We start from the raw sequence: 19,226 nt of genomic DNA on the forward strand, positions 1-19,226 counted from the left end.
ACATGGCTGACATCAACGACTGGCAGGCAGCGGCGGACAAGGAGGTCAAGGGCAAGGACCTGACCTGGAACACGCCCGAGGGTATCGCGGTCAAGCCGCTCTACACCGCCGAGGACGTGGCCGTCGATCCGGGGCTCCCCGGCTTCGCGCCCTTCACGCGCGGCGTTCGCGCCTCGATGTACGCGGGCCGCCCCTGGACCATCCGCCAGTACGCCGGTTTCTCCACCGCCGAGGAATCGAACGCCTTCTACCGCCGCAACCTCGCGGCGGGGCAGAAGGGCCTGTCGGTCGCCTTCGACCTCGCCACTCACCGCGGCTACGACAGCGACCACCCGCGGGTCGTCGGTGACGTCGGCAAGGCCGGCGTCGCCATTGATTCCGTCGAGGATATGAAGATCCTGTTCGACGGCATCCCGCTCGACAAGATGTCGGTCTCGATGACGATGAACGGCGCGGTGATCCCGATCCTGGCCTTCTTCATCGTCGCGGGCGAGGAACAGGGCGTCGACCGCAAGCTGCTCGACGGGACCATCCAGAACGACATCCTCAAGGAGTTCATGGTCCGCAACACTTACATCTACCCACCCGAGCCGAGCATGCGGATCATCTCGGACATCTTCGGCTACACCAGCCGCGAGATGCCCAAGTTCAACTCGATCTCGATTTCCGGCTATCACATGCAGGAAGCCGGCGCGACGCAGGTGCAGGAACTGGCATTCACCATCGCCGACGGCGCCGAATACGTGAAATACGGCGTCGCCTCGGGCCTCGACATCGACAAGTTCGCGGGTCGCCTCTCGTTCTTCTTCGCGATCGGCATGAACTTCTTCATGGAAGTGGCCAAGCTGCGCGCCGCGCGCGTGCTGTGGCACCGGGTGATGACCGAACTGGGCGCCAAGGACGAGCGTAGCAAGATGCTGCGCACCCACTGCCAGACCTCGGGCGTGTCGCTGCAGGAGCAGGACCCTTACAACAACGTCATCCGCACCACGATCGAGGCGATGGCCTCGATGCTGGGCGGGACCCAGTCGCTCCACACCAACGCGCTGGACGAAGCGATCGCGCTGCCCACGGACTTCTCGGCGCGCATCGCCCGCAACACCCAGATCATCATCCAGGAGGAGACCGGCATGTGCAATGTCGTCGATCCGCTGGGTGGGTCCTACTACATCGAATCGCTCACGCAGCAGCTGGTCGACCAGGCCTGGGAGATCATCGAGCGCGTACAGGCCGATGGCGGCATGGCCAAGGCTGTCGCTGCCGGATGGCCCAAGGCGATGATCGAAACCGCCGCCGCCGCCCGCCAGGCGCGGGTCGACCGAGGTGACGACGTGATCGTCGGCGTCAACAAGTACCGCCTCGCCAGCGAGGACGCGATCGAGACGCTCGACATCGACAATGCAAAGGTCCGAGAAGGCCAGATCGCCCGCATCAACAAGATGAAGGCGGACCGTGACGAGGCTGCATGCCAGGCGGCGCTGAATGCGCTGCGCGACGGCGCGGCGGCAGAATCGAGCATAGAGAACAACCTCCTCGCGCTCGCGGTCGAGGCCGCCCGCGCGCGCGCCACGCTGGGCGAGATTTCCTCCGCCATGGAAGAGAGCTTCGAGCGCTACGGCACCCAGCCGACCCCAGTGAAGGGCGTTTACGGCGCGCCTTACGAAGGCGACAGCCGCTGGCAGCAGGTGCTCGACGGCGTGGCGGCGGTCGAACGCCGCCTCGGCCGCAAACCGAAGCTGCTCGTCGCCAAGATGGGCCAGGACGGCCATGATCGCGGCGCCAACATCATCGCCTCGGCCTTTGGCGACATGGGCTTCGAGGTCGTCTCCGGCCCGCTGTTCCAGACGCCGGACGAGACGGTCGTGCTGGCGCTCCAGAACGAGGTGGACGTCGTCGGCGCCTCCAGCCTCGCGGCCGGTCACAAGACGTTGATCCCCGAACTGATCCAGCAGTTGCGCGATGCTGGCCGTAGCGACATCAAGGTCATTGCCGGCGGCGTCATTCCTGCGAAGGATTACGATTACCTGCGCAACGCGGGCGTCCAGGGCATCTACGGCCCCGGTTCGAACGTGGTCGAATGCGCCGCCGACGTGCTGCGCCTGCTCGGCCACAACATGCCGCCGCTGGGTTCCGAACTTCAGGCTGCCGAGTAAGTCGTGGTGCAGGGGGCATTCCGGAACTGGAAAGGGACGGCGCTTGCCCCTATGGCGAGGCTTTGGCGCCACGTGCCGACGGCGTTGCCTGAGGAATGACGATGATCGATACCACCCCCCGTACCGACTGGACCCGTGAAGAGATCGCGGAACTGTTCGACCTGCCGTTCACCGAACTGGTGTTCCGCGCGGCCGAGGTGCACCGCGCCAGCCACAAGGCCGACGAGGTCCAGCTTTCCACGCTGCTCTCGATCAAGACCGGCGGCTGCGTGGAGGACTGCGGCTACTGCTCGCAGTCGGTTTCGGCCAACAGCGGCGTCAAGGCGACCAAGCTGATGGAAGTGCAGGCCGTCCTCCAGCGCGCCGCGCAGGCCGCCGACCAGGGCTCGACCCGCTTCTGCATGGGCGCCGCCTGGCGCAACCCCAAGGACCGCGACATGCCCGCCATCATCGAGATGGTGAAGGGCGTGCGCGCGATGGGCATGGAAACCTGCATGACGCTCGGCATGCTCACCCCTGCGCAGGCGGACATGCTTTCCGATGCCGGGCTCGACTACTACAACCACAACATCGACACTTCGCCCGAACGCTACGACCAGGTCATCACCACGCGCACCATGGACGACCGCCTCGACACGCTGTCGAACGTGCGCATGGCGGGGATCAACGTCTGCTCGGGCGGCATCGTCGGCATGGGCGAGACGCGCGCCGACCGCGTCGGCTTCGTCCACACCCTCGCCACGCTGCCGGAGCATCCGCAGTCGGTGCCGGTCAACGCGCTGGTCCCGGTCAAGGGCACCGTGCTGGGCGACATGCTGGCCGACACCCCGCTCGCCAAGATCGACGACGTGGAGTTCGTGCGCACCGTGGCGGTCGCGCGGATCACCATGCCGGGCTCGATGGTGCGCCTCTCGGCGGGGCGCGAATCGATGTCCGAGATGACGCAGGCCATGTGCTTCATGGCCGGCGCGAACTCGATCTTCACCGGCGACAAGCTGCTTACCGCGCCGAACGCGGGCGACGACAACGACCTGGCGATGTTCGCGCGCCTGGGCCTCAAGCCCATGGCCATCGAGCTCACGCCGGGGCAGGTGGAAGCCCAGCGGATGCCCCGTGGCTGCGCGAAGCTGGAGGCTGCCGAGTGATCAACCGGGTGGGATTAATGCTGTTGGCGTTGTCCTGCCCGCTTTTCGCGCCGGGCGCTGCGGTGGCTGCACCTTCCGCCGCATCGTCCGCCGTTTCCCCGATCACGATCGGCGAAACCCGCCTCGTACCTTTCGCCGATGGCGACGTGCGGCAGGTCAACGTCTATCTTCCCGACGGCTACTCCGAGGGTAGCCCGCGCTATCCCGTCCTCTATCTCATCGACGGGGGGCTTTCGCAGGACTTCCTCCACGTCGCCGGAACCAGCGCTCTCAATGCCATCTGGGGTCGCTCGCTGCCGGTCATCGTCGTCGGGATCGAGAGCAAGGACCGGCGGGCCGAACTGATCGGCAGCCCGGGCACCGCCGCGCAGCACAAGCAGTATCCCACCGCCGGGCAGTCGGCCGCTTTCCGCTCTTTCCTGCGCGACAAGGTCAAGCCGCTCGTCGAGGCCAACTACCGCACCAACGGCGATGACGGCGTGATCGGCGAGTCGCTGGCCGGCCTGTTCATCACCGAAACGTGGCTGCGTGAGCCCGACCTGTTTCATCGCTACGCCGCCGTCGACGCGAGCGTGTGGTGGGACGACGGGGCGCTGTCCAAGGCCGCTGCAGGGCTTGTCTCCGCCAATCGGCCGAGCGTCCCCCTGTACCTGACGTACTCCAACGAAGGCCCCGAAACCGCCGAGGCCGCGCAGCGCGTCGCTGACGCCGGCGGTCCGCTCGTCTGCCTCGTCCCGCGCGAGGACCTGACGCACGCGACGGCCTATCACGTCCTTTCGCCGCAGGCGCTGCAGTTCCTGTTCCCGACCGACAACAAGCATGACCCCGAATGGGGCTTCGAGGTGCCATGTTCAAAAAAATCCTGATCGCAAACCGGGGCGAGATCGCCTGCCGTGTCATCAAGACCGCGCGCCGCATGGGCATCCAGACGGTGGCCGTCTATTCGGACGCCGACGCCCGCGCGCCCTTCGTGCAGATGGCCGATGAGGCGGTCCACATCGGCCCGGCGCCGGCCGCGCAGTCGTACCTGATCGCCGACAAGATCATCGCCGCCTGCAAGCAGACCGGCGCCGAAGCGGTCCACCCGGGCTACGGCTTCCTGTCGGAGCGCACCTCCTTCGCAGAGGCGCTCGCCGCCGAGGGCATCGAATTCATCGGCCCTCCCGTCAATGCGATCGCGGCGATGGGTGACAAGATCGAGTCCAAGAAGCTCGCCAAGGCGGCCGGCGTCAACGTCGTCCCCGGCTTCGTCGGCGAGATCGAGGATACCGAGCATGCCGTGCGCATCTCGGCCGAGATCGGCTACCCGGTGATGATGAAGGCGTCTGCCGGCGGTGGCGGCAAGGGCATGCGCCTCGCCTACGACGAGAAGGACGTGCGCGAGGGCTTCGAGGCCACCAAGCGCGAGGGTCTTAACTCCTTCGGCGACGACCGCGTCTTCATCGAGAAGTTCATCCTCAACCCGCGCCACATCGAGATCCAGATCCTCGGCGACAAGCACGGCAACATTCTTTACCTGAACGAGCGCGAATGCTCGATCCAGCGCCGCCACCAGAAGGTGGTCGAGGAAGCGCCGTCGCCCTTCGTCACGGAAAAGATGCGCAAGGCCATGGGCGAGCAGTGCGTCGCCCTGTCGCGCGCGGTCGGCTACTATTCGGCCGGCACCGTGGAACTGATCGTCTCGGGCGCCGACCCGACGGGCGAGAGCTTCTACTTCCTCGAGATGAACACCCGTCTTCAGGTGGAGCATCCCGTCACCGAGGCGATCACCGGGATCGATCTCGTCGAGCAGATGATCCGCGTCGCCGCCGGCGAGAAGCTCGAAATTACCCAGGACGACGTCAAGATCGAGGGCTGGGCCATCGAGAACCGCGTCTACGCCGAAGATCCCTATCGCGGCTTCCTGCCCTCCACCGGGCGCCTGTCGCGCTACAACCCGCCGGTAGAAGGCTGGACCGAGGACGAGGAAGGCAATGGCCGCCGCGGTATCGACGGCGTGCGCGTGGATGACGGCGTCTACGAAGGCGGCGAAGTCTCGATGTTCTACGATCCGATGATCGCCAAGCTCATCACCTGGGGCGAGACGCGCGACGAGGCCGCCGACAAGCAGGTCGCCGCGCTCGACGCCTTCGAGATCGAGGGCTTGGGCCACAACATCGATTTCGTCTCGGCCATCATGCAGCACCCGCGCTTCCGCTCGGGCGAACTGACCACCGGCTTCATCGCGGAGGAATACCCCGAAGGCTTCCACGGCGCCCCGGCGTCGGACGACCTCAAGGTCAAGCTCGCCGCCGTCGCCGCCTTCGTCGCCACCGCGCGCGCCGACCGCTCGCGCCGGGTCGAGGGCCAGCTGGGCGGACCGCTCGACCCTCCGGGCGAATGGACCGTCACCATCGACGGCGCCGCCTACGAGGTGGAACTCGACGAGGACCTGCTGACCGTGAACGGCGAGGAGGTCGAGCTTGAACTCGAATACACGCCGGGCGACCGCTTCGTGGAGGCCGAGGTCGACGGCGAGGAACTGATCCTCAAGCTGGAAGTGACCCGCACCGGCTTCAAGATGACCACGCGCGGCGCGATCCACAAGGTCGCCTGCCTGCCCACCCGCATCGCCGGGCTGACGCAGCACATGATCGAAAAGGTCGCGCCCGATCTGTCGCGCTTCCTGATCTGCCCGATGCCGGGCCTGCTCGTCTCGCTCAATGTCGGAGAGGGCGACAAGGTCGAGGCCGGTCAGCCGCTCGCGGTGGTGGAAGCCATGAAGATGGAGAACATCCTGCGCGCCGAGAAGTCGGGCACGGTCAAGACCGTCAACGCCAAGGCGGGCGAGAGCCTGCGCGTCGACGCGATCATCCTCGAAATGGAGTGACATGCACCTCGACCACGACCCGGCCGCGCCCCCCGGCGAGACGATTGCCTTCGACGACTTCCTGAAGGTCGACATCCGCGTCGGCACCGTGGTCGCGGCCGAAGTCTACGAGGGGGCGCGGAAGCCCAGCTACCGCCTGCGGATCGACTTCGGTCCGGGCATCGGCGAGAAGAAGAGCGTCGGCCAGGTGGCCGCGCTCTACTCGCCCGAGGAACTGGTCGGGCGGCAGGTGGCGGCGGTGGTGAACTTCCCCGTGCGCCAGATCGGCAAGGCGCTCTCCGAAGTGCTTACCATCGGCTTCGCGGACGGGGAGGGCCGGGTCGTGCTGTTCTCGCCTGACACGCCCGTGCCCAACGGATCGCGGTTGTTCTGATGGTGGGCCTTCCCGACATGCTGGTCGGCGCGGAGCCGCTAGAAGATGGCTTCGCGCTCGATATTACCGAGGACTGGCTGCAGGGGCGCACGGCCTATGGCGGCCTGACCTCCGCCATCGCGCTCGCCGCCGCCCAGCGGATCGACGGGGAACTGCCCCCGCTGCGCTCGGGTCAACTGGCAATGATCGCGCCGTTGGCGGGCCGGATCGAGGCGCGGGCCAGGGTCCTGCGCCGGGGCCGCAATGCAACCTGGGCTGCGGCGGAACTGACCGGCGAGAAGGGCGTGGGCTTCACCGCCAGCTTCGTCTTCATGCGCCGGACCGAGAGCGTGCTGGCAATCGACAACTATCCGCCGCCCGCCGCCGCGATCCCCGTGGAGGAAGCCGCTCCCGTGCCGATGGCCCAGGCGCCCGCGTTCCTGCGCAGCCATTTCGAATGCCGCTTCGCCCTGCCCAAGGCGGAACTGGGCGAGGCGGACTTGTGCTGGTGGGTGCGCCTGCGCGAGCGCGCCGGGCTTCATCCGGAGGTGGAGAGCCTGCTTTGCGGCGATGCGCTGCCGACTGCGGTATGGCCGCTGCTCTCGTTCAGCGTGCCGATTTCCTCGATGCACTGGCACGTCAACATGCTCGGCGCCGCGCCTGCGGCTGATGGCTGGTGGCTGATCCGCTCGACCAGCGAGTTCGCGCGCTCCGGCGGGGCAAGCGAACATATCACGCAGTGGAACGGCGAGGGCGCTCCCGCCATCGCCGGCATGCAGTCGGTGGCCGTTTTCGGCTGAGCCGGCTTCAGTCGCTGCGCGTGGCCTCGAAAAGAGCGTAGGCACCGCCGATGAAGACCATGAGCGCGACGGCGAAACCGATCCCCGCGCCCCACTCGGCGCCTTGAGCGCCCCACAGGCAACCACCGGCCGCGAGCCCCAGCAGCGGCAGGACTATCAGCAGCAGGCATCCGATCACGGGCATGGCGGAGGCTATCGCCTGCGCTCAGGCTGCCGCGCCCATCAGCCGCTTGGCGAGCACCAGCTTGAACAGCCCGAAGCCGACCAGCCCGACCAGCGCGGTCGCGGCGTGGAGCAGCCAGAACTGCGTCGTCGGCATCGTCTCGAACAGCGTGCCAATCTTGCCGACCACCAGGTTTGCGCCGAAGAACGACAGGTAGTAGATGCCCACGATCGAGCCGGTCAGCGCGCGGGGGGCAAGACGGGTGAAGAGCGCAAGGCTCACCGGCAGCAGGTGCGCGAATCCGATCGAGTTGAGCACGTGGAACAGCACGGGCCATAACAGGCCGATCTTGGCCGACCCCTGCGTCAATGCCGCCATGTAGAGGCACAGCGCACCCGCGAAGATGAAGCCGCAGCCCAGGATCATCTTGCCCAGCTCGTCCGGCTCGCGCCCGGTGCGCTTGCCGACGAGCGCCCAGAACGCGGCGACCGCGACCAGCATCGAGAAACTGAGCGTCGCGTCGAGCGTGATCATCCAGCTGGTGGGCAGGGTGGTGCCCATGAAGGTAAGCTGGAATTGCTGGTCGGCCCAGACGAGATAGGCGTTGAAGATCTGCTGGTTTGTGAGGAGCGCGAAGCCCATCACGGGCACGAGGACGAGCACCGCCACGAGGCGCAGGCCATCGCCGGGCTCGAACTTCGCGCGCGGTTCCTTGGATTTCCCCGTATTGCGGGTGTCGGCGGGGAGCCAGGGCCGCGCTGCGAGGTAGACCAGCAGACCGAGCACCATGACCACGCCCGCGCAGCCGAAGCCCCAGTGCCAGCCGATCTTCTCGCCCAGCGTGCCCGACACCAACGGAGCGGCGATCACCGAGACGTTGATGAAGATGTAGAAGATCTGGAACGCCATCGCGCGGCGGATGTCGGCGGGGCCGTAAAGCTCGCCGACCTGGCTGGCGATGTTGCCCTTGAACAGCCCGACGCCGACGACGAGCGAGGCCAGCGCCAGCAGGAACGCACCTTCGAATGCCATCAGGAAGTGGCCGAGCGACATGACCACCGCGCCTGCGATCAGCGCCGCGCGGCGGCCGAGCAGCAGGTCGGCCAGCAGTCCGCCGAGGATCGGGGTAAGGTAGACCAGCGCGGTGTAGAGGCCGAAGATTTCGGATGCGAGGGGTTGACCCTGAAGGCCGGAGAACAGGTGGATTCTCAGCCATTCGAGGCCGATCACGCTCTCCTGCCGGCCGGGCGTCAGCAGGTACTTGACCATGTAGAGCGTCAACAGCGTCTGCATCGAGTAGTACGAAAACCGCTCGCACCCTTCCACCACGCCGAGATAGCCTAGGCCCTTGGGATGGCCAAGGAAAGCGCGGTCGTCCTGCGCGGCCACCTCGGGAAAATCGAGTTCAGGGGTAGCTTCGGCTGCTGTCATTGTTCTCGACCCGTAATTATCTTGTCGGTCCGCGCAATCGCGATACGGGCGTGAGCAATGTCACGTCGGTAGGATGTCGTCAATTTGCCATGTAATCTAGCCGGTAGGGCGGCAGGCCCCGATAAAGCCTGCCGCCGCCGGTACGCCCCGGCGAGATCCGCACGGGGCGAAGCGGCCCCCCGGCCGCGCCGTAAGCGCGAATGGCAAGGAAACCATCAGTCTAACCGGCAAAAAGGAATAGCTGTTCCCGATTCTGGGGCGTTGGTCCTGTTCCAGGAACGGCGCGGCGTTCAGCGTGTCCAGGCTGGGACTGCACGCAACGTCGCGCAAGTTTTTGGTACCCGGCGCTCGCTCGCAAGGCATAACCCACTACGAGTACCCGCGCCCTCAAGCATGGGCGCCCGTGACGCCGACCCGACGTTTTTCGCGCAGTTTCCCGGCGTTAGTCTCGCGCTCGCCAGCTGGCGTTTTCGCGGGTCTGCCGCATGCGTCTCAGGCCGGCTCGCGCACCAGTTCCTCGTCGAGGAATTGCGCCACGTCCTCCAGCGACACCTGCTTGTCGAGGTAGGTGTGGCCGATGCCCTTCATCAACAGGAAGGGCAGGGTGCCTGCGTCCATCTTTTTGTCATGGAGCATGTGGCGCACGAGGGCGGCGCCGTCGCAGTCCATGCCCAGCATCGGCAGGCCGGCGGGCAGGCCGATCTCGCCGATGTGGCGGGCGACATGCTCGGCGCTTGCATGGGGCATCAATCCGTGGCGGGCGGAGTAGCGAGCCGCCAGCACCATGCCGAGCGCCACCGCCTCGCCGTGGAGCAGGCGGGTGGAGAAGCCGGTCTCGGCTTCCAGCGCATGGCCGAACGTATGGCCGAGGTTGAGGAGGGCGCGGCGGCCGGTGGTTTCGAACTCGTCCTCGGCGACGATGCGCGCCTTTGAGGCCACCGAATGGGCGACGGCATATTCGCGCAGGGCCCCGTCGCCCTCGATCATCGCGCCGGCATGGGTGTCGCACCAGGCGAAGAAGTCGGCGTCGTCGATGAGGCCGTACTTCACCACTTCAGCATAGCCCGCCAGCAGGTCGCGCCGGGGCAGTGTTTCGAGCGCGGCAAGGTCGGCCAGCACCAGCGAGGGCTGGTGGAACGCGCCGACGAGATTCTTGCCGGCCGGCGTGTTGATCGCGGTCTTGCCGCCGACGCTCGAATCGACTTGCGCCAGCAGGGTGGTTGGCACCTGGATGAAGTTGCAGCCCCGCTTCAGGACCGAGGCACAGAAGCCGGTGAGGTCGCCGATGACGCCGCCGCCCAGAGCGACGATATGGTCGCCGCGCTCAACTTCCAGGGCGAGCAGCCAGTTCACCGTGGCGGCAAGTTCGTCCCACGACTTGGTCGCCTCGCCCGGCGGCAGGATGCGCCAGTGCGGTTCGTGGCCATTGTCCCGCAGCGAAGTCTCGACGACATGGCCCCAGGCGGCGTGGACGTTCGCGTCGGTGATGACCGGCACGCCGCGCTTGCGCAGCCGGCCCCGGCAGTTGGGCGCGAGTTCGGCCAAGAGCCCGGCGCCGACGCGCACTTCATAGGGCCGCGAGGCGATGTCGACGGGGATCACAGCCATTGCGAAATTCCCTGGAGGACCTTGTTGATGGTCTGCATGTGAGGGCCGGGGCCGCTGGTCACATGGATCGGCGCCTGGCGGTAATGCTGCTCGCGCTCGGCGCGCAGGCGGGCGAGGATTTCGCGCGGGTTGCCGCCCTGCAGGAGGGGGCGGTTTTCCTTGCGGGCGGTGCGCTCGACAAGGGTGTCGAGTTCGCTGTCGAGCCAGACGGTGATCGCCTTGTCGAGGATCAGCGCGCGGGTTTCGGCATTGCAGAAGGCGCCCCCGCCGGTGGCGATGACGATGCGCGGCCGGGGGCTGGCCTCGCGCTCGGTCACGAGGCGGGCGATCACCCGCCGCTCGCCGTCGCGGAAGTAGTCTTCGCCGTAAGCCTCGAACATCTCGGGGATGGTCATCTGCGCCGAGCGCTCGATCTCGTCGTCGGCATCGACGAAGGGGCAGTCTAGCAGGGTGGCGAGGCGCTTGCCCACGCTGGACTTGCCGACGCCCATCATGCCCACGAGCACGATCGGGCGATCGATACGGCGGCCGAGCGCCGCAATTTCCTGCGCGGAAAACCGTGTCTGTTGAACGTCCATTGCCCGATCGCCTATAGTTGCGCTAGGTCGCAGCGCAAGCATCACAAAGTCGCCCCTTGCAGACGGGCATGGTGAAGGAAATCGAGTGACGACGACAATTCGCAGGCGCAGGCTTGCAGGAGCAATCGCCATCGCCGTACCGATCGCCGTGGTCGCCCTCGGGTTCGCCGCCTGGAACGACGCGGGCAAGCAGCCGGTCGAGGACCTGACCATCGAGGTGCCGCTGCCCAAGGAGGCTGCCCGATGAGGGCGGCCCACCTGCTTGCCGGTGCCGCACTGGCGATGACCTCGGTCTGGGCGGTGGCACAGGATGCGCCCGAATCGCTGCTTCCCAAGATGTTCGACGAGCCGGCGCCCGCGCCCTCGCGCACCGTCACGCCGCGTCCTACGCCGAGCCGGACTGCTACGCCCCGCCCCGCGGCTTCCGCCAGCGCCGCTCCCGGAGCGCCTCGCCCGGCGGCGACCGCGACGCCGGTGGTCCAGGCGATCCCGACCGGAGCCCCGCCGATTGCGCTGGACGCCGCCACGCTGGCGGCCGCGCAGGACGACGGCACGCTGCGGCGCATCCCCAGCCTCGAGGAACTCGAGCGCATGTCGCCCGAGGATTTCGAGGCGCTGCTGGGAGCCAAGGTGGTCATCGACATGCCGCCGCAGGCGCGCCGCTCGATCGCCGAGGCCGGGATTCTCGACGCGGAGGAAGGCGGGCTGGCGCAGGATTCGCTGGCGATCCAGAACGGCCGGCTGGTGCAGGTCGCGATTTCCGGCAACCGGGGCACGCTGGTCTCGCGCTGGGGGCACATTCTGCTGCGCCGCGCGCTGGCCTCGCGCCTGCAACCGCCCCGCGGGATGAGCGCGCAGGACTTCCTGGCGCTGCGCGTCTCGCTGCTGCTGCGCATGGGCGAGACCGACGCCGCGCGCGCCGTGCTGCAGGATATGGACATTGCCGACTACACTCCCGCCATCGGCGCGGTGGTGCTCGACGTCTATGCCAGGAACGCCGACTTCACCGGCATGTGCCCGGTCATGGCGACGCAGGGCTCGCTCCGCGCCGACCCGGCTTGGGGCGTGACGCGCACGATCTGCGATGCTTTCCGGGGCAACAGCACCGCCTCGATCTCGCGCCTGGAGCGTGATCGCAATCGCGGGACGATGGACCAGATCGACATGCTGCTCGCGCAGAAGTACGCGGGCGCTGCCGGCAAGTCGCGCCGCGCGGTGACGATCGAGTGGAACAAGGTCACTACGCTGGATCCGTGGCGCTACGGCCTCGCCATCGGCGTCGGGCTGGAGCCGCCGGCCTCGCTGATGAAGACGGCCGGGCCATCGTATGACTACGTCACCGCGCTGGCGCCGATGGTCGGCCTCGCCCGGCGCGCGGCGGCGGCGGACCGCGCGGCGGCGGCGGGCGTGCTGTCGAACGCGGCGATGGTCGATCTCTATTCGCAGATCTACGCCGACCCCGACGTCACCGGCGAGTGGCAGGACCGCGCCGAATCGCTGCGCGACGCCTATACGCAGGAGGACGCGGCAGCGCGGCTCACGGCGATGAAGTCTCTCTGGGATGCGACCGGTCCGGCGCGCTATGCGCGTCAGGTGCTGACCGCGGCGGCGGCCGCGCGCATGGCGCCGAGCGCCGACCTCGTCGACAGCGCGCCCGCGCTGATCGCCTCGATGCTGTCGGCCGGATACGACGCCAATGCGCTGCGCTGGTCGAGCGTGGTGAGCGCGGGATCGAAGGGCTGGGGCATGCTGGTTCTGGCCGCGCCGGGCCGGGTCAACGGCGTCGACCAGGGCGCGATCGACGACTATCTCAACGACGACGACAGCACGAGCAAGCGCCGATCGGCTTTCCTGGTGGCGGGCCTTGCGGGCCTGGGCCGGATCGACGACGGCGTGGCGCAGCGCATTTCCTCCGAGACCGGCTCGGGCATCGGCGGGGAGACCCGCTGGACCCAGGCGATCGACAGCGCGGCTCGGCGCGGCGATGCCGCCAGCGTGGTGCTGCTCGCCGGGTTCGGCATGCAGGGCGATGACTGGCAACGCATGACCCCCCGCTTCCTGTTCCACATCGTCTCTGCCCTGCGCGAGGTCGGCCTCGACGCCGAAGCGCGGATGATCGCTGCCGAAGCGGTGGCGCGGGTCTGAGGCGATGACGGCCGCGACGGCGAGCGACGACCTCGCCGAGCGTTTCCTCTCGATGCTGGCGGCCGAGCGCGGCGCGGCGGCGAACACGCTGGCGGCATATCGGCGCGATCTGGAAGCGGCGCGGCAGGTGCTCGGCGATGTCGCCGGGGCGGACGTGCAGGCGCTGGAAGGACTGGGCTCGGCGTGGAGCAGTCTTGCAGCTTCCAGCCTGGCGCGGAGGTGCTCGGCCTTGCGGCAGTTCTACGGTTTCCTGATCGACGAGGGACTGCGCGCCGACGATCCCTCCGGCGGACTTCCACGTCCGCGCACTCTCCGACCGCTCCCGCGTTTGCTCAGCCATGATGAGGTTGGACGCTTCCTCGCCTGCGCGGACGAGGAGGCTGCCGGCGAGAGGCCCGAGGCGGTGCGGCTGCTGGTGCTGCTCGAACTGCTCTATGGCTCGGGCCTGCGCGCGACCGAACTGGTCTCGTTGCCGCTGGCCTCGGTGCCCCGCGATGCGCCCTTCCTGCACGTGACGGGGAAGGGCGGGCAGCAGCGCATGGTGCCAGTCAGCACCCGTTCGCGCGCCGCGCTGTCGCGCTGGCTGGCCTTGCGCAAAGGCACATCGCGCTTCCTCTTCCCATCGAGCGGGGCGAGCGGGCACCTGACGCGGGTGCGGCTGTTCCAGCTGCTGCGCGAACTCGCGGCGCGGGCAGACATCGACCCCACGCGCGTTTCTCCGCATGTCCTGCGCCATGCCTTCGCGACGCACCTGCTCGAAGGCGGGGCGGACCTGCGCGTCCTGCAGATGCTGCTCGGCCATGCGGATGTCGCGACGACTCAAATCTACACGCATGTCGACGGCGCGCGGCTCGTCGCGTTGGTCAACTCGCGGCATCCGCTGGCGGGAGCGCAGAAGGCGCTATGAAGCGGAACAAGGCGGCTATCGCCTCGTTTTCGATATCGGAGCCGGGCCCGCGAGCAGACGCGGGCGACAACTTCACAGGGAAAGGGACGGACATGGCCAACACTCCGAAACGCGCGCTGCGCACGACTACAGCGATGGGCGCGCTCGGCTTGCTTGTCGCGATGCCCGGGCTGGTGGCAACGGCGCCGCTGGAAGCGCAGAGCGCCAAGGCGCCCAAGGTCTATGCGATCAGCCCGACCGACAAGGCGGAGGGCGCCAAGGCTCACCCCGAACTGCTGTCCGAATTCGGCGGCGCGGTGACCGGTGCGCAGGCCAGCTACGTCGAGCAGGTGGGCAAAAAGATCGCGGTACAGTCCGGCCTTTCGAACGCGACGGGCGATTTCACCGTGACGCTGCTGAACTCCCCGGTGAACAACGCCTTCGCGATTCCTGGCGGCTATGTCTACGTGACGCGGCAGCTTACCGCGCTGATGAACAACGAAGCGGAACTGGCCGGCGTGCTCGGTCACGAGGTCGGCCACGTCGCCGCGCGCCACTCGGCTCAGCGGCAGAAGGCGGCGCAGCGAAACCAGATCATCGGCGTACTGGGCTCGATTCTCTCGGGCGCGGTGCTGGGCGACAACGCCTTCGGGCAATTCGGGCAAAAGCTGTTCTCGCAAGGCTCGCAGCTGTTGACGTTGAAGTTCTCGCGCTCGCAGGAACTGCAAGCGGACCAGCTCGGGATCACCTACCTCAAGCGCGCCGGCTACGACCCGCGCGCGATGTCGACCGTGCTGGAAAGCCTCGCCCGGCAGAACGCGCTGGAAGCGCAGCTGAGCGGTGGCGGCAATCAGACGCCGGAATGGGCATCGACACACCCCGACCCCGCCTCCCGAGTGCGGACGGCACTGACTTACGCCGGGAACGGTTCGACGGGCGCCACGAACCGCGACGCCTTCCTCACGCGCATCGACGGGCTGGTCTATGGCGACGATCCCAAGCAGGGCATCGTCGAGGGCCGCAAGTTCACGCACCCTGTCCTGCGTTTTGCCTTCGACGCGCCCGACGGATTCTTCATGGTCAACGGGACCAGCGCCGTCTCGATCAGCGGCTCATCCGGGAAAGCGCAATTCTCGGGCGGGAAACTGAACGGCAGCCTCGATTCGTACATCAACACCGTCTTCGGGACTCTGACCGAATCGGGGCAGGCGCGAATCACGCCGTCGAGCATCGAAAAAACGACTGTGAATGGCATTCCCGCCGCTTACGGCGTGGCCCGCGTCCAGAATTCGAGCGGCACGATAGACGTCGTAGTGTTCGCCTACGACTTCGGCAATGGCCAGGCCTACCACTTCATGACGCTGGCGCAGGCAGGCGGAGCAGAGGTGTTCACGCCGATGTTCCGCTCGCTACGCCGCATATCGGCGGCCGACGCTGGCTCCGTGAGGCCCCGCCTGCTCGATGTCGTGACTGTAAAGGCGGGCGACACTGTGCAGTCGCTTGCGGCGAAGATGGCCTACAGTGACGCGAAGGTAGACCGCTTCCTGGTGCTCAACGGCCTGCAGGCGAACTCTCCACTGATGCCCGGCCAGAAGGTGAAGATCGTCACGTACTGAAATCGCGGGTCTTCCGGGCGTTTCCATCGCCTGAGCGCGAAACGAAAAGGGCGGCAGGTTTCCCTGCCGCCCTTCCGAAACTTCAGTATCGAAGCCCAGTTATTAAGCTGCGCCGACGCCCTGCGACATCTTCGACGAAGTCTTGTTGAAGGTCGACATCAGCTGCGAGCCCATGCCCTGCATGGCGGCGATGGCAGCAACTGCGATCAGAGCGGCGATCAGGCCGTATTCGATGGCGGTTGCGCCCTTTTCATTGCGGCGCAGCTTGGCGAGAAACTTCATGAATAATCTCCTGGAGTAAGCAGTCTAGTGTACCCGGTCCGCCTCGCTTCAGTCTCTCTTCTGCGCCTTGGACAAGTTGTTCTATACGTTGCAATCGTTGATAAAAGTTTAAGCCTGTTTCGCTTCAGTGCCCGGTGATGGCGGCGGCCGATTTGGACGAGATCGTCGTCCACATGGTTAACGTCTCTCCCGCCAGCGCCTGCAGAGCGAGGTGCATGAGCAGGACGATGAAGGCGAGGATCAGGCCATATTCGAGGGACGACGTGCCGTGCTCGCTGCGCATAATCTTCAAAAGGAGGCGAAGCGGCCGCATTTTCACCGTATGGTTATTCCGAAAGAGGGCTCCGGATCGCACCGGGGCGTTAAAGTGCGTTTAAGCCCGGAGGCTTGCCTGGAAAAAATCCCGACACCGATGCTGGTCGTTGCCGCCGCGCTGATAGACCGCACCGGCGGCGTGCTTATGCAGCAGCGCCGTTTCGGGGGCGTACACGGCGGCCTATGGGAATTTCCGGGCGGCAAGGTCGAACCTGGCGAAGATCCTGAGGATGCGGTGGTCCGTGAACTCGCGGAGGAACTGGGCATCACGTTGTCGCGGGAGTTTCTCGAGCCGGTCGGGTTCGCCAGCGGTCGCACGGCGCCTCCGGAGCATGGCGGGAAGGGCCCGGCGCGCCCGCTCGTCATTCTCCTGTACGCCTGCCGGGAGTGGAGGGGAACGGCCAGCGCGCTCGAGGCGGCGGCGATCGACTGGCTGCGCCCCGAGGCGATCGAAGATCTGGCGATGCCGCCGCTCGATTATCCGCTGGCCCGGGCGATCTGCCGCTACCTTTCAGGGCCGGAAAGCAAATTCCTTTCGAAGGAGGCGATATAGGCGTTGACCGCCTTCGATTCCCTTCCTAAAGGGCCACCTCCAACGCGCCCGTAGCTCAGCTGGATAGAGCATCAGACTACGAATCTGAGGGTCGGACGTTCGAATCGTTCCGGGCGCACCACCATCCTTTCGGGGTTGGCGGTGTAGTTGGTTATAGTGATGGCATGTGCGCCCGTAGCTCAGCTGGATAGAGCATCAGACTACGAATCTGAGGGTCGGACGTTCGAATCGTTCCGGGCGCACCATCACCCAAGAAAAACCCCGCCGTTGGCGGGGTTTTTTCGTTTCAGGCCCTGAGGCGTCATTCCGGCCCGGGTCTGGAGAAGCCTCGTGAGAGGCCGTGGTACAGCTTTTCCCGGCAGACCAGCGTGCTCACGGCGTCGGCGATGATCGCGGCGAGGAACAGCGGCACGATCATACCGCGGCTGGCGGTGGTTTCCATGAGGATGATGACGGCGGTCAGCGGCGCGCGCACGACGCCCACGAAATAGCCCGTCATGCCCAGCAAGATCACGGCGGGCATCGGGTCGTCGGGGAAGACGTAGGACAGCAGCTGCCCGAAGCCCGCACCTACCGACAGCAACGGCGCGAAGATGCCGCCGGGCGCGCCGCAGACGGCCGTGGCGGCGGTGGCGAGGAACTTTGCTGGGCCGAACCACGGGGACACGCCCTGGTGCCCCTCGATCATGGCACGGGTGCTTTCATAGCCGGTGCCCCAGGTGGAACCACCGGTGACGACCCCCAGGATCGCGACGACGAAGCCGCAGGCGACCGCGATCATCACCGGCCGCTTGCGGATGATGAGGAACCAGGGATGCGGGCTGCGTGCGAAGGCGAGAAGCGTGCGCGAGAACAGTCCGCCCAGCACACCGCCGAAGATGCCGGCGATCGGCGCGACCACCACCACAGAGCCGAGCTTCAGCGTCTGGTGCATCGCTCGAAGTAGACGTAATCGCCCGCAATGCCGAGGCTCACGAGGCCCGACACGACGACGGCGAACATGACGAGCACAGCCACGCGCTGCTCGAAGGCGGCGGCGAGTTCCTCGATCGCGAAGGCCACCCCCGCCAGCGGGGTGTTGAAAGCGGCGGCGACCCCGGCGGCGCCGCCCGCGATGAGCACGCCGGCGGTGACGGGCACCCGCAGCAGGCGGTGGAGCGCGACCATTATCGCGGCGCTGACTTGCACCGTAGGTCCCTCGCGGCCCACAGAGCCTCCTCCCAGCAGCATGGTCACGGTGAGCAGCAGTTTGGCTCCCGCGGTCTTCATGGAAAGCATCGGAGTGCGGGCCAGGTCAAGGTCCTGTCCTGCCGCCATGACCTGCGGGATACCCGAGCCGCGCGCGGCCGGAACCCAGCGCTGGGTGATCAGGACGACGGCGCCGAAGATCGCCGGAGTAAGGGCGAGCGGGGCATAAGGATGGGCCCGGATCAATTGCTGGAATATCTCCTGCGCCGTATCGCCGGCCCAGGCGAAGGCCATCGCGACGAGGCCGAGCAGGACCGCACCAATGCCCGTCGCGGCGCGGCGCCGGGCGAGGCCGATCGAGGTATCTATGCCGGGGACGGCCCGGAATAAGGTTCTGGCGCGCTCGGCGAGGGTCAAGGCGGGTTTCGCTTGGGGCAGCGACGCGGCAGGGCGCGTCCGGGACGGGCTCGCGCCTGCATTGGGCCACCAGGGCAGGGCATTGCAAGGGCCTTGCCCGCCGGATTCTCGGTGCAGCCACACGAAAGGGGGCCGGAAAGCGACTGGTGTCGCGTTCCGGCCCCGATCGTTCCTACCCCCGAAAGGGCGGGAAAGTCTGCGTGCTTACTGCTCGGTGCCGTCGGTCGCGGCGGCGGTGCCGGTAGCAGCCGCACCGGCATCGGCGCTGGCCTGAGCGGAGCCGGCGGCCTGGGTCGCCTTGGCGAAGTCGGCAGCGGTCATGCCGAGGGCAAGCGAGCCGTCGGCGGCAAGGCCGAGGTAGGACTTCTTGAGCGCGGCAGCCGAACCGTTGCTCAGGGCCACGGTCACGTCATCGCCGGCAACCTTGCTGACGGTGCCGATGACGACACCGTCGCTGCTCTTGATCGGAGCGTCGGCCACGATGGCGGCGTCTTTTGCGGCGGTGTTCTCGGCCTTTGCGCCGTTCACGGCGGCTTCGAGCTGCGCCTTGTTCATGCCGATCGTCAGGCCCTTTTCACGGCTGACGAAAGCGCTCTTGGGCAGGCCCGCACGGGCGGTGCCGGTGGAAACGGTGACGATGTCGCCCTGTACTGATTCGACGGAGCCGACTTCGCCGCCTTCGGCGTCGAAAACCTTGGCGCCTACGTTGAGAGTGGCGGGCGCCG

18 protein-coding genes, 2 tRNA genes and 1 pseudogene are annotated in these 19,226 nt (G+C 67.1%); 13 read left to right on the top strand and 8 right to left on the bottom strand.

All coding sequences use genetic code 11. The annotated features are described in order from the left end of the window. Positions 1-2: 2 nt before the first annotated feature. The 6 genes from scpA (at position 3) to PMI02_RS07445 (ending at position 7,319) form a co-directional block, all read left to right on the top strand. A complete protein-coding gene (gene scpA, locus PMI02_RS07420) occupies positions 3-2,153 on the top strand; it encodes a methylmalonyl-CoA mutase (protein ID WP_007680985.1) in 2,151 nt (716 codons plus the stop codon). 101 nt (positions 2,154-2,254) lie between these two features. After that, the gene (gene bioB / locus PMI02_RS07425) at positions 2,255-3,298 is read left to right on the top strand and encodes a biotin synthase BioB (RefSeq protein WP_007680986.1); all 1,044 of its coding nucleotides are present in this window, start codon (positions 2,255-2,257) and stop codon (positions 3,296-3,298) included. Between the two features lie 62 nt (positions 3,299-3,360). Beyond that, positions 3,361-4,164 carry an alpha/beta hydrolase gene (locus tag PMI02_RS07430; RefSeq protein WP_238539018.1) on the top strand — a complete coding sequence of 268 codons (804 nt, stop codon included), beginning with the start codon at positions 3,361-3,363 and terminating at the stop codon, positions 4,162-4,164. Then, the gene (locus PMI02_RS07435) at positions 4,146-6,167 is read left to right on the top strand and encodes an acetyl/propionyl/methylcrotonyl-CoA carboxylase subunit alpha (protein WP_007680988.1); all 2,022 of its coding nucleotides are present in this window, start codon (positions 4,146-4,148) and stop codon (positions 6,165-6,167) included. The genes PMI02_RS07430 and PMI02_RS07435 overlap by 19 nt, the downstream gene beginning before the upstream one ends. Position 6,168: 1 nt before the next feature. Beyond that, on the top strand, positions 6,169-6,540 hold the full coding sequence (locus PMI02_RS07440; protein WP_007680989.1) for a tRNA-binding protein: 372 nt from the start codon (positions 6,169-6,171) through the stop codon (positions 6,538-6,540). Continuing rightward, entirely contained in the window at positions 6,540-7,319 is a 780-nt protein-coding gene (locus PMI02_RS07445; RefSeq protein WP_007680990.1) for a thioesterase family protein, read from the top strand. The genes PMI02_RS07440 and PMI02_RS07445 overlap by 1 nt, the downstream gene beginning before the upstream one ends. A gap of 7 nt (positions 7,320-7,326) precedes the next feature. On the opposite strand, the gene PMI02_RS27585 is transcribed toward PMI02_RS07445, so the two are convergent. The 4 genes from PMI02_RS27585 to PMI02_RS07460 all read right to left on the bottom strand — a co-directional run bounded on the left by PMI02_RS27585 (position 7,327) and on the right by PMI02_RS07460 (position 11,099). Next, positions 7,327-7,503 carry a hypothetical protein gene (locus PMI02_RS27585; RefSeq protein ID WP_007680991.1) on the bottom strand — a complete coding sequence of 59 codons (177 nt, stop codon included), beginning with the start codon at positions 7,501-7,503 and terminating at the stop codon, positions 7,327-7,329. A 21-nt stretch (positions 7,504-7,524) separates the two neighbouring features. Further along, entirely contained in the window at positions 7,525-8,913 is a 1,389-nt protein-coding gene (locus tag PMI02_RS07450) for a peptide MFS transporter (protein WP_007680992.1), read from the bottom strand. 492 nt (positions 8,914-9,405) lie between these two features. Further along, entirely contained in the window at positions 9,406-10,521 is a 1,116-nt protein-coding gene (aroB, locus tag PMI02_RS07455; RefSeq protein WP_007680993.1) for a 3-dehydroquinate synthase, read from the bottom strand. After that, positions 10,512-11,099: a shikimate kinase gene (locus PMI02_RS07460; RefSeq protein WP_007680995.1), complete on the bottom strand. Its 588-nt coding sequence runs from the start codon at positions 11,097-11,099 to the stop codon at positions 10,512-10,514. Before PMI02_RS07460 ends, aroB begins: the two co-directional genes overlap by 10 nt. 85 nt (positions 11,100-11,184) lie before the next feature. Here PMI02_RS07460 and PMI02_RS26995 point away from each other — a divergent pair, with 85 nt between their 5' ends. The 4 genes from PMI02_RS26995 to PMI02_RS07475 all read left to right on the top strand — a co-directional run bounded on the left by PMI02_RS26995 (position 11,185) and on the right by PMI02_RS07475 (position 15,746). Further along, complete coding sequence (locus PMI02_RS26995) at positions 11,185-11,346, top strand: hypothetical protein (protein ID WP_007680998.1); 162 nt, start codon at positions 11,185-11,187, stop codon at positions 11,344-11,346. After that, complete coding sequence (locus PMI02_RS07465) at positions 11,343-13,244, top strand: hypothetical protein (RefSeq protein WP_007681000.1); 1,902 nt, start codon at positions 11,343-11,345, stop codon at positions 13,242-13,244. The genes PMI02_RS26995 and PMI02_RS07465 overlap by 4 nt, the downstream gene beginning before the upstream one ends. A gap of 4 nt (positions 13,245-13,248) precedes the next feature. Continuing rightward, positions 13,249-14,151: a tyrosine recombinase gene (locus tag PMI02_RS07470; RefSeq protein WP_007681001.1), complete on the top strand. Its 903-nt coding sequence runs from the start codon at positions 13,249-13,251 to the stop codon at positions 14,149-14,151. Positions 14,152-14,243: 92 nt separating this feature from the next. Then, the gene (locus tag PMI02_RS07475; protein ID WP_238539019.1) at positions 14,244-15,746 is read left to right on the top strand and encodes a M48 family metalloprotease; all 1,503 of its coding nucleotides are present in this window, start codon (positions 14,244-14,246) and stop codon (positions 15,744-15,746) included. A 102-nt stretch (positions 15,747-15,848) separates the two neighbouring features. On the opposite strand, the gene PMI02_RS07480 is transcribed toward PMI02_RS07475, so the two are convergent. Together PMI02_RS07480 and PMI02_RS07485 are read right to left on the bottom strand one after the other, a co-directional pair. Next, entirely contained in the window at positions 15,849-16,028 is a 180-nt protein-coding gene (locus PMI02_RS07480) for a Flp family type IVb pilin (RefSeq protein WP_007681004.1), read from the bottom strand. A 124-nt stretch (positions 16,029-16,152) separates the two neighbouring features. Further along, positions 16,153-16,320 carry a Flp family type IVb pilin gene (locus tag PMI02_RS07485; RefSeq protein WP_162130149.1) on the bottom strand — a complete coding sequence of 56 codons (168 nt, stop codon included), beginning with the start codon at positions 16,318-16,320 and terminating at the stop codon, positions 16,153-16,155. Between the two features lie 120 nt (positions 16,321-16,440). Here PMI02_RS07485 and PMI02_RS07490 point away from each other — a divergent pair, with 120 nt between their 5' ends. From PMI02_RS07490 to PMI02_RS07500, 3 genes are all read left to right on the top strand, one after another. Then, positions 16,441-16,896, top strand: a complete 456-nt coding sequence (locus PMI02_RS07490) for a (deoxy)nucleoside triphosphate pyrophosphohydrolase (protein WP_007681008.1) — start codon at positions 16,441-16,443, stop codon at positions 16,894-16,896. A gap of 44 nt (positions 16,897-16,940) precedes the next feature. Then, positions 16,941-17,017, top strand: a tRNA-Arg gene (locus PMI02_RS07495). Between the two features lie 47 nt (positions 17,018-17,064). Then, positions 17,065-17,141: transfer RNA gene (locus tag PMI02_RS07500), tRNA-Arg, on the top strand. A gap of 56 nt (positions 17,142-17,197) precedes the next feature. Here PMI02_RS07500 and PMI02_RS07505 read toward each other — a convergent pair. Beyond that, positions 17,198-18,501: pseudogene (locus tag PMI02_RS07505) on the bottom strand (chloride channel protein). Positions 18,502-18,705: 204 nt separating this feature from the next. Then, the coding region (locus PMI02_RS07510) for a hypothetical protein (protein WP_007681013.1) at positions 18,706-19,226 on the bottom strand (521 nt) is incomplete at its 5' end.

Origin of the sequence: Novosphingobium sp. AP12, assembly GCF_000281975.1 — a bacterium.
Taxonomy (GTDB): Bacteria; Pseudomonadota; Alphaproteobacteria; order Sphingomonadales; family Sphingomonadaceae; genus Novosphingobium.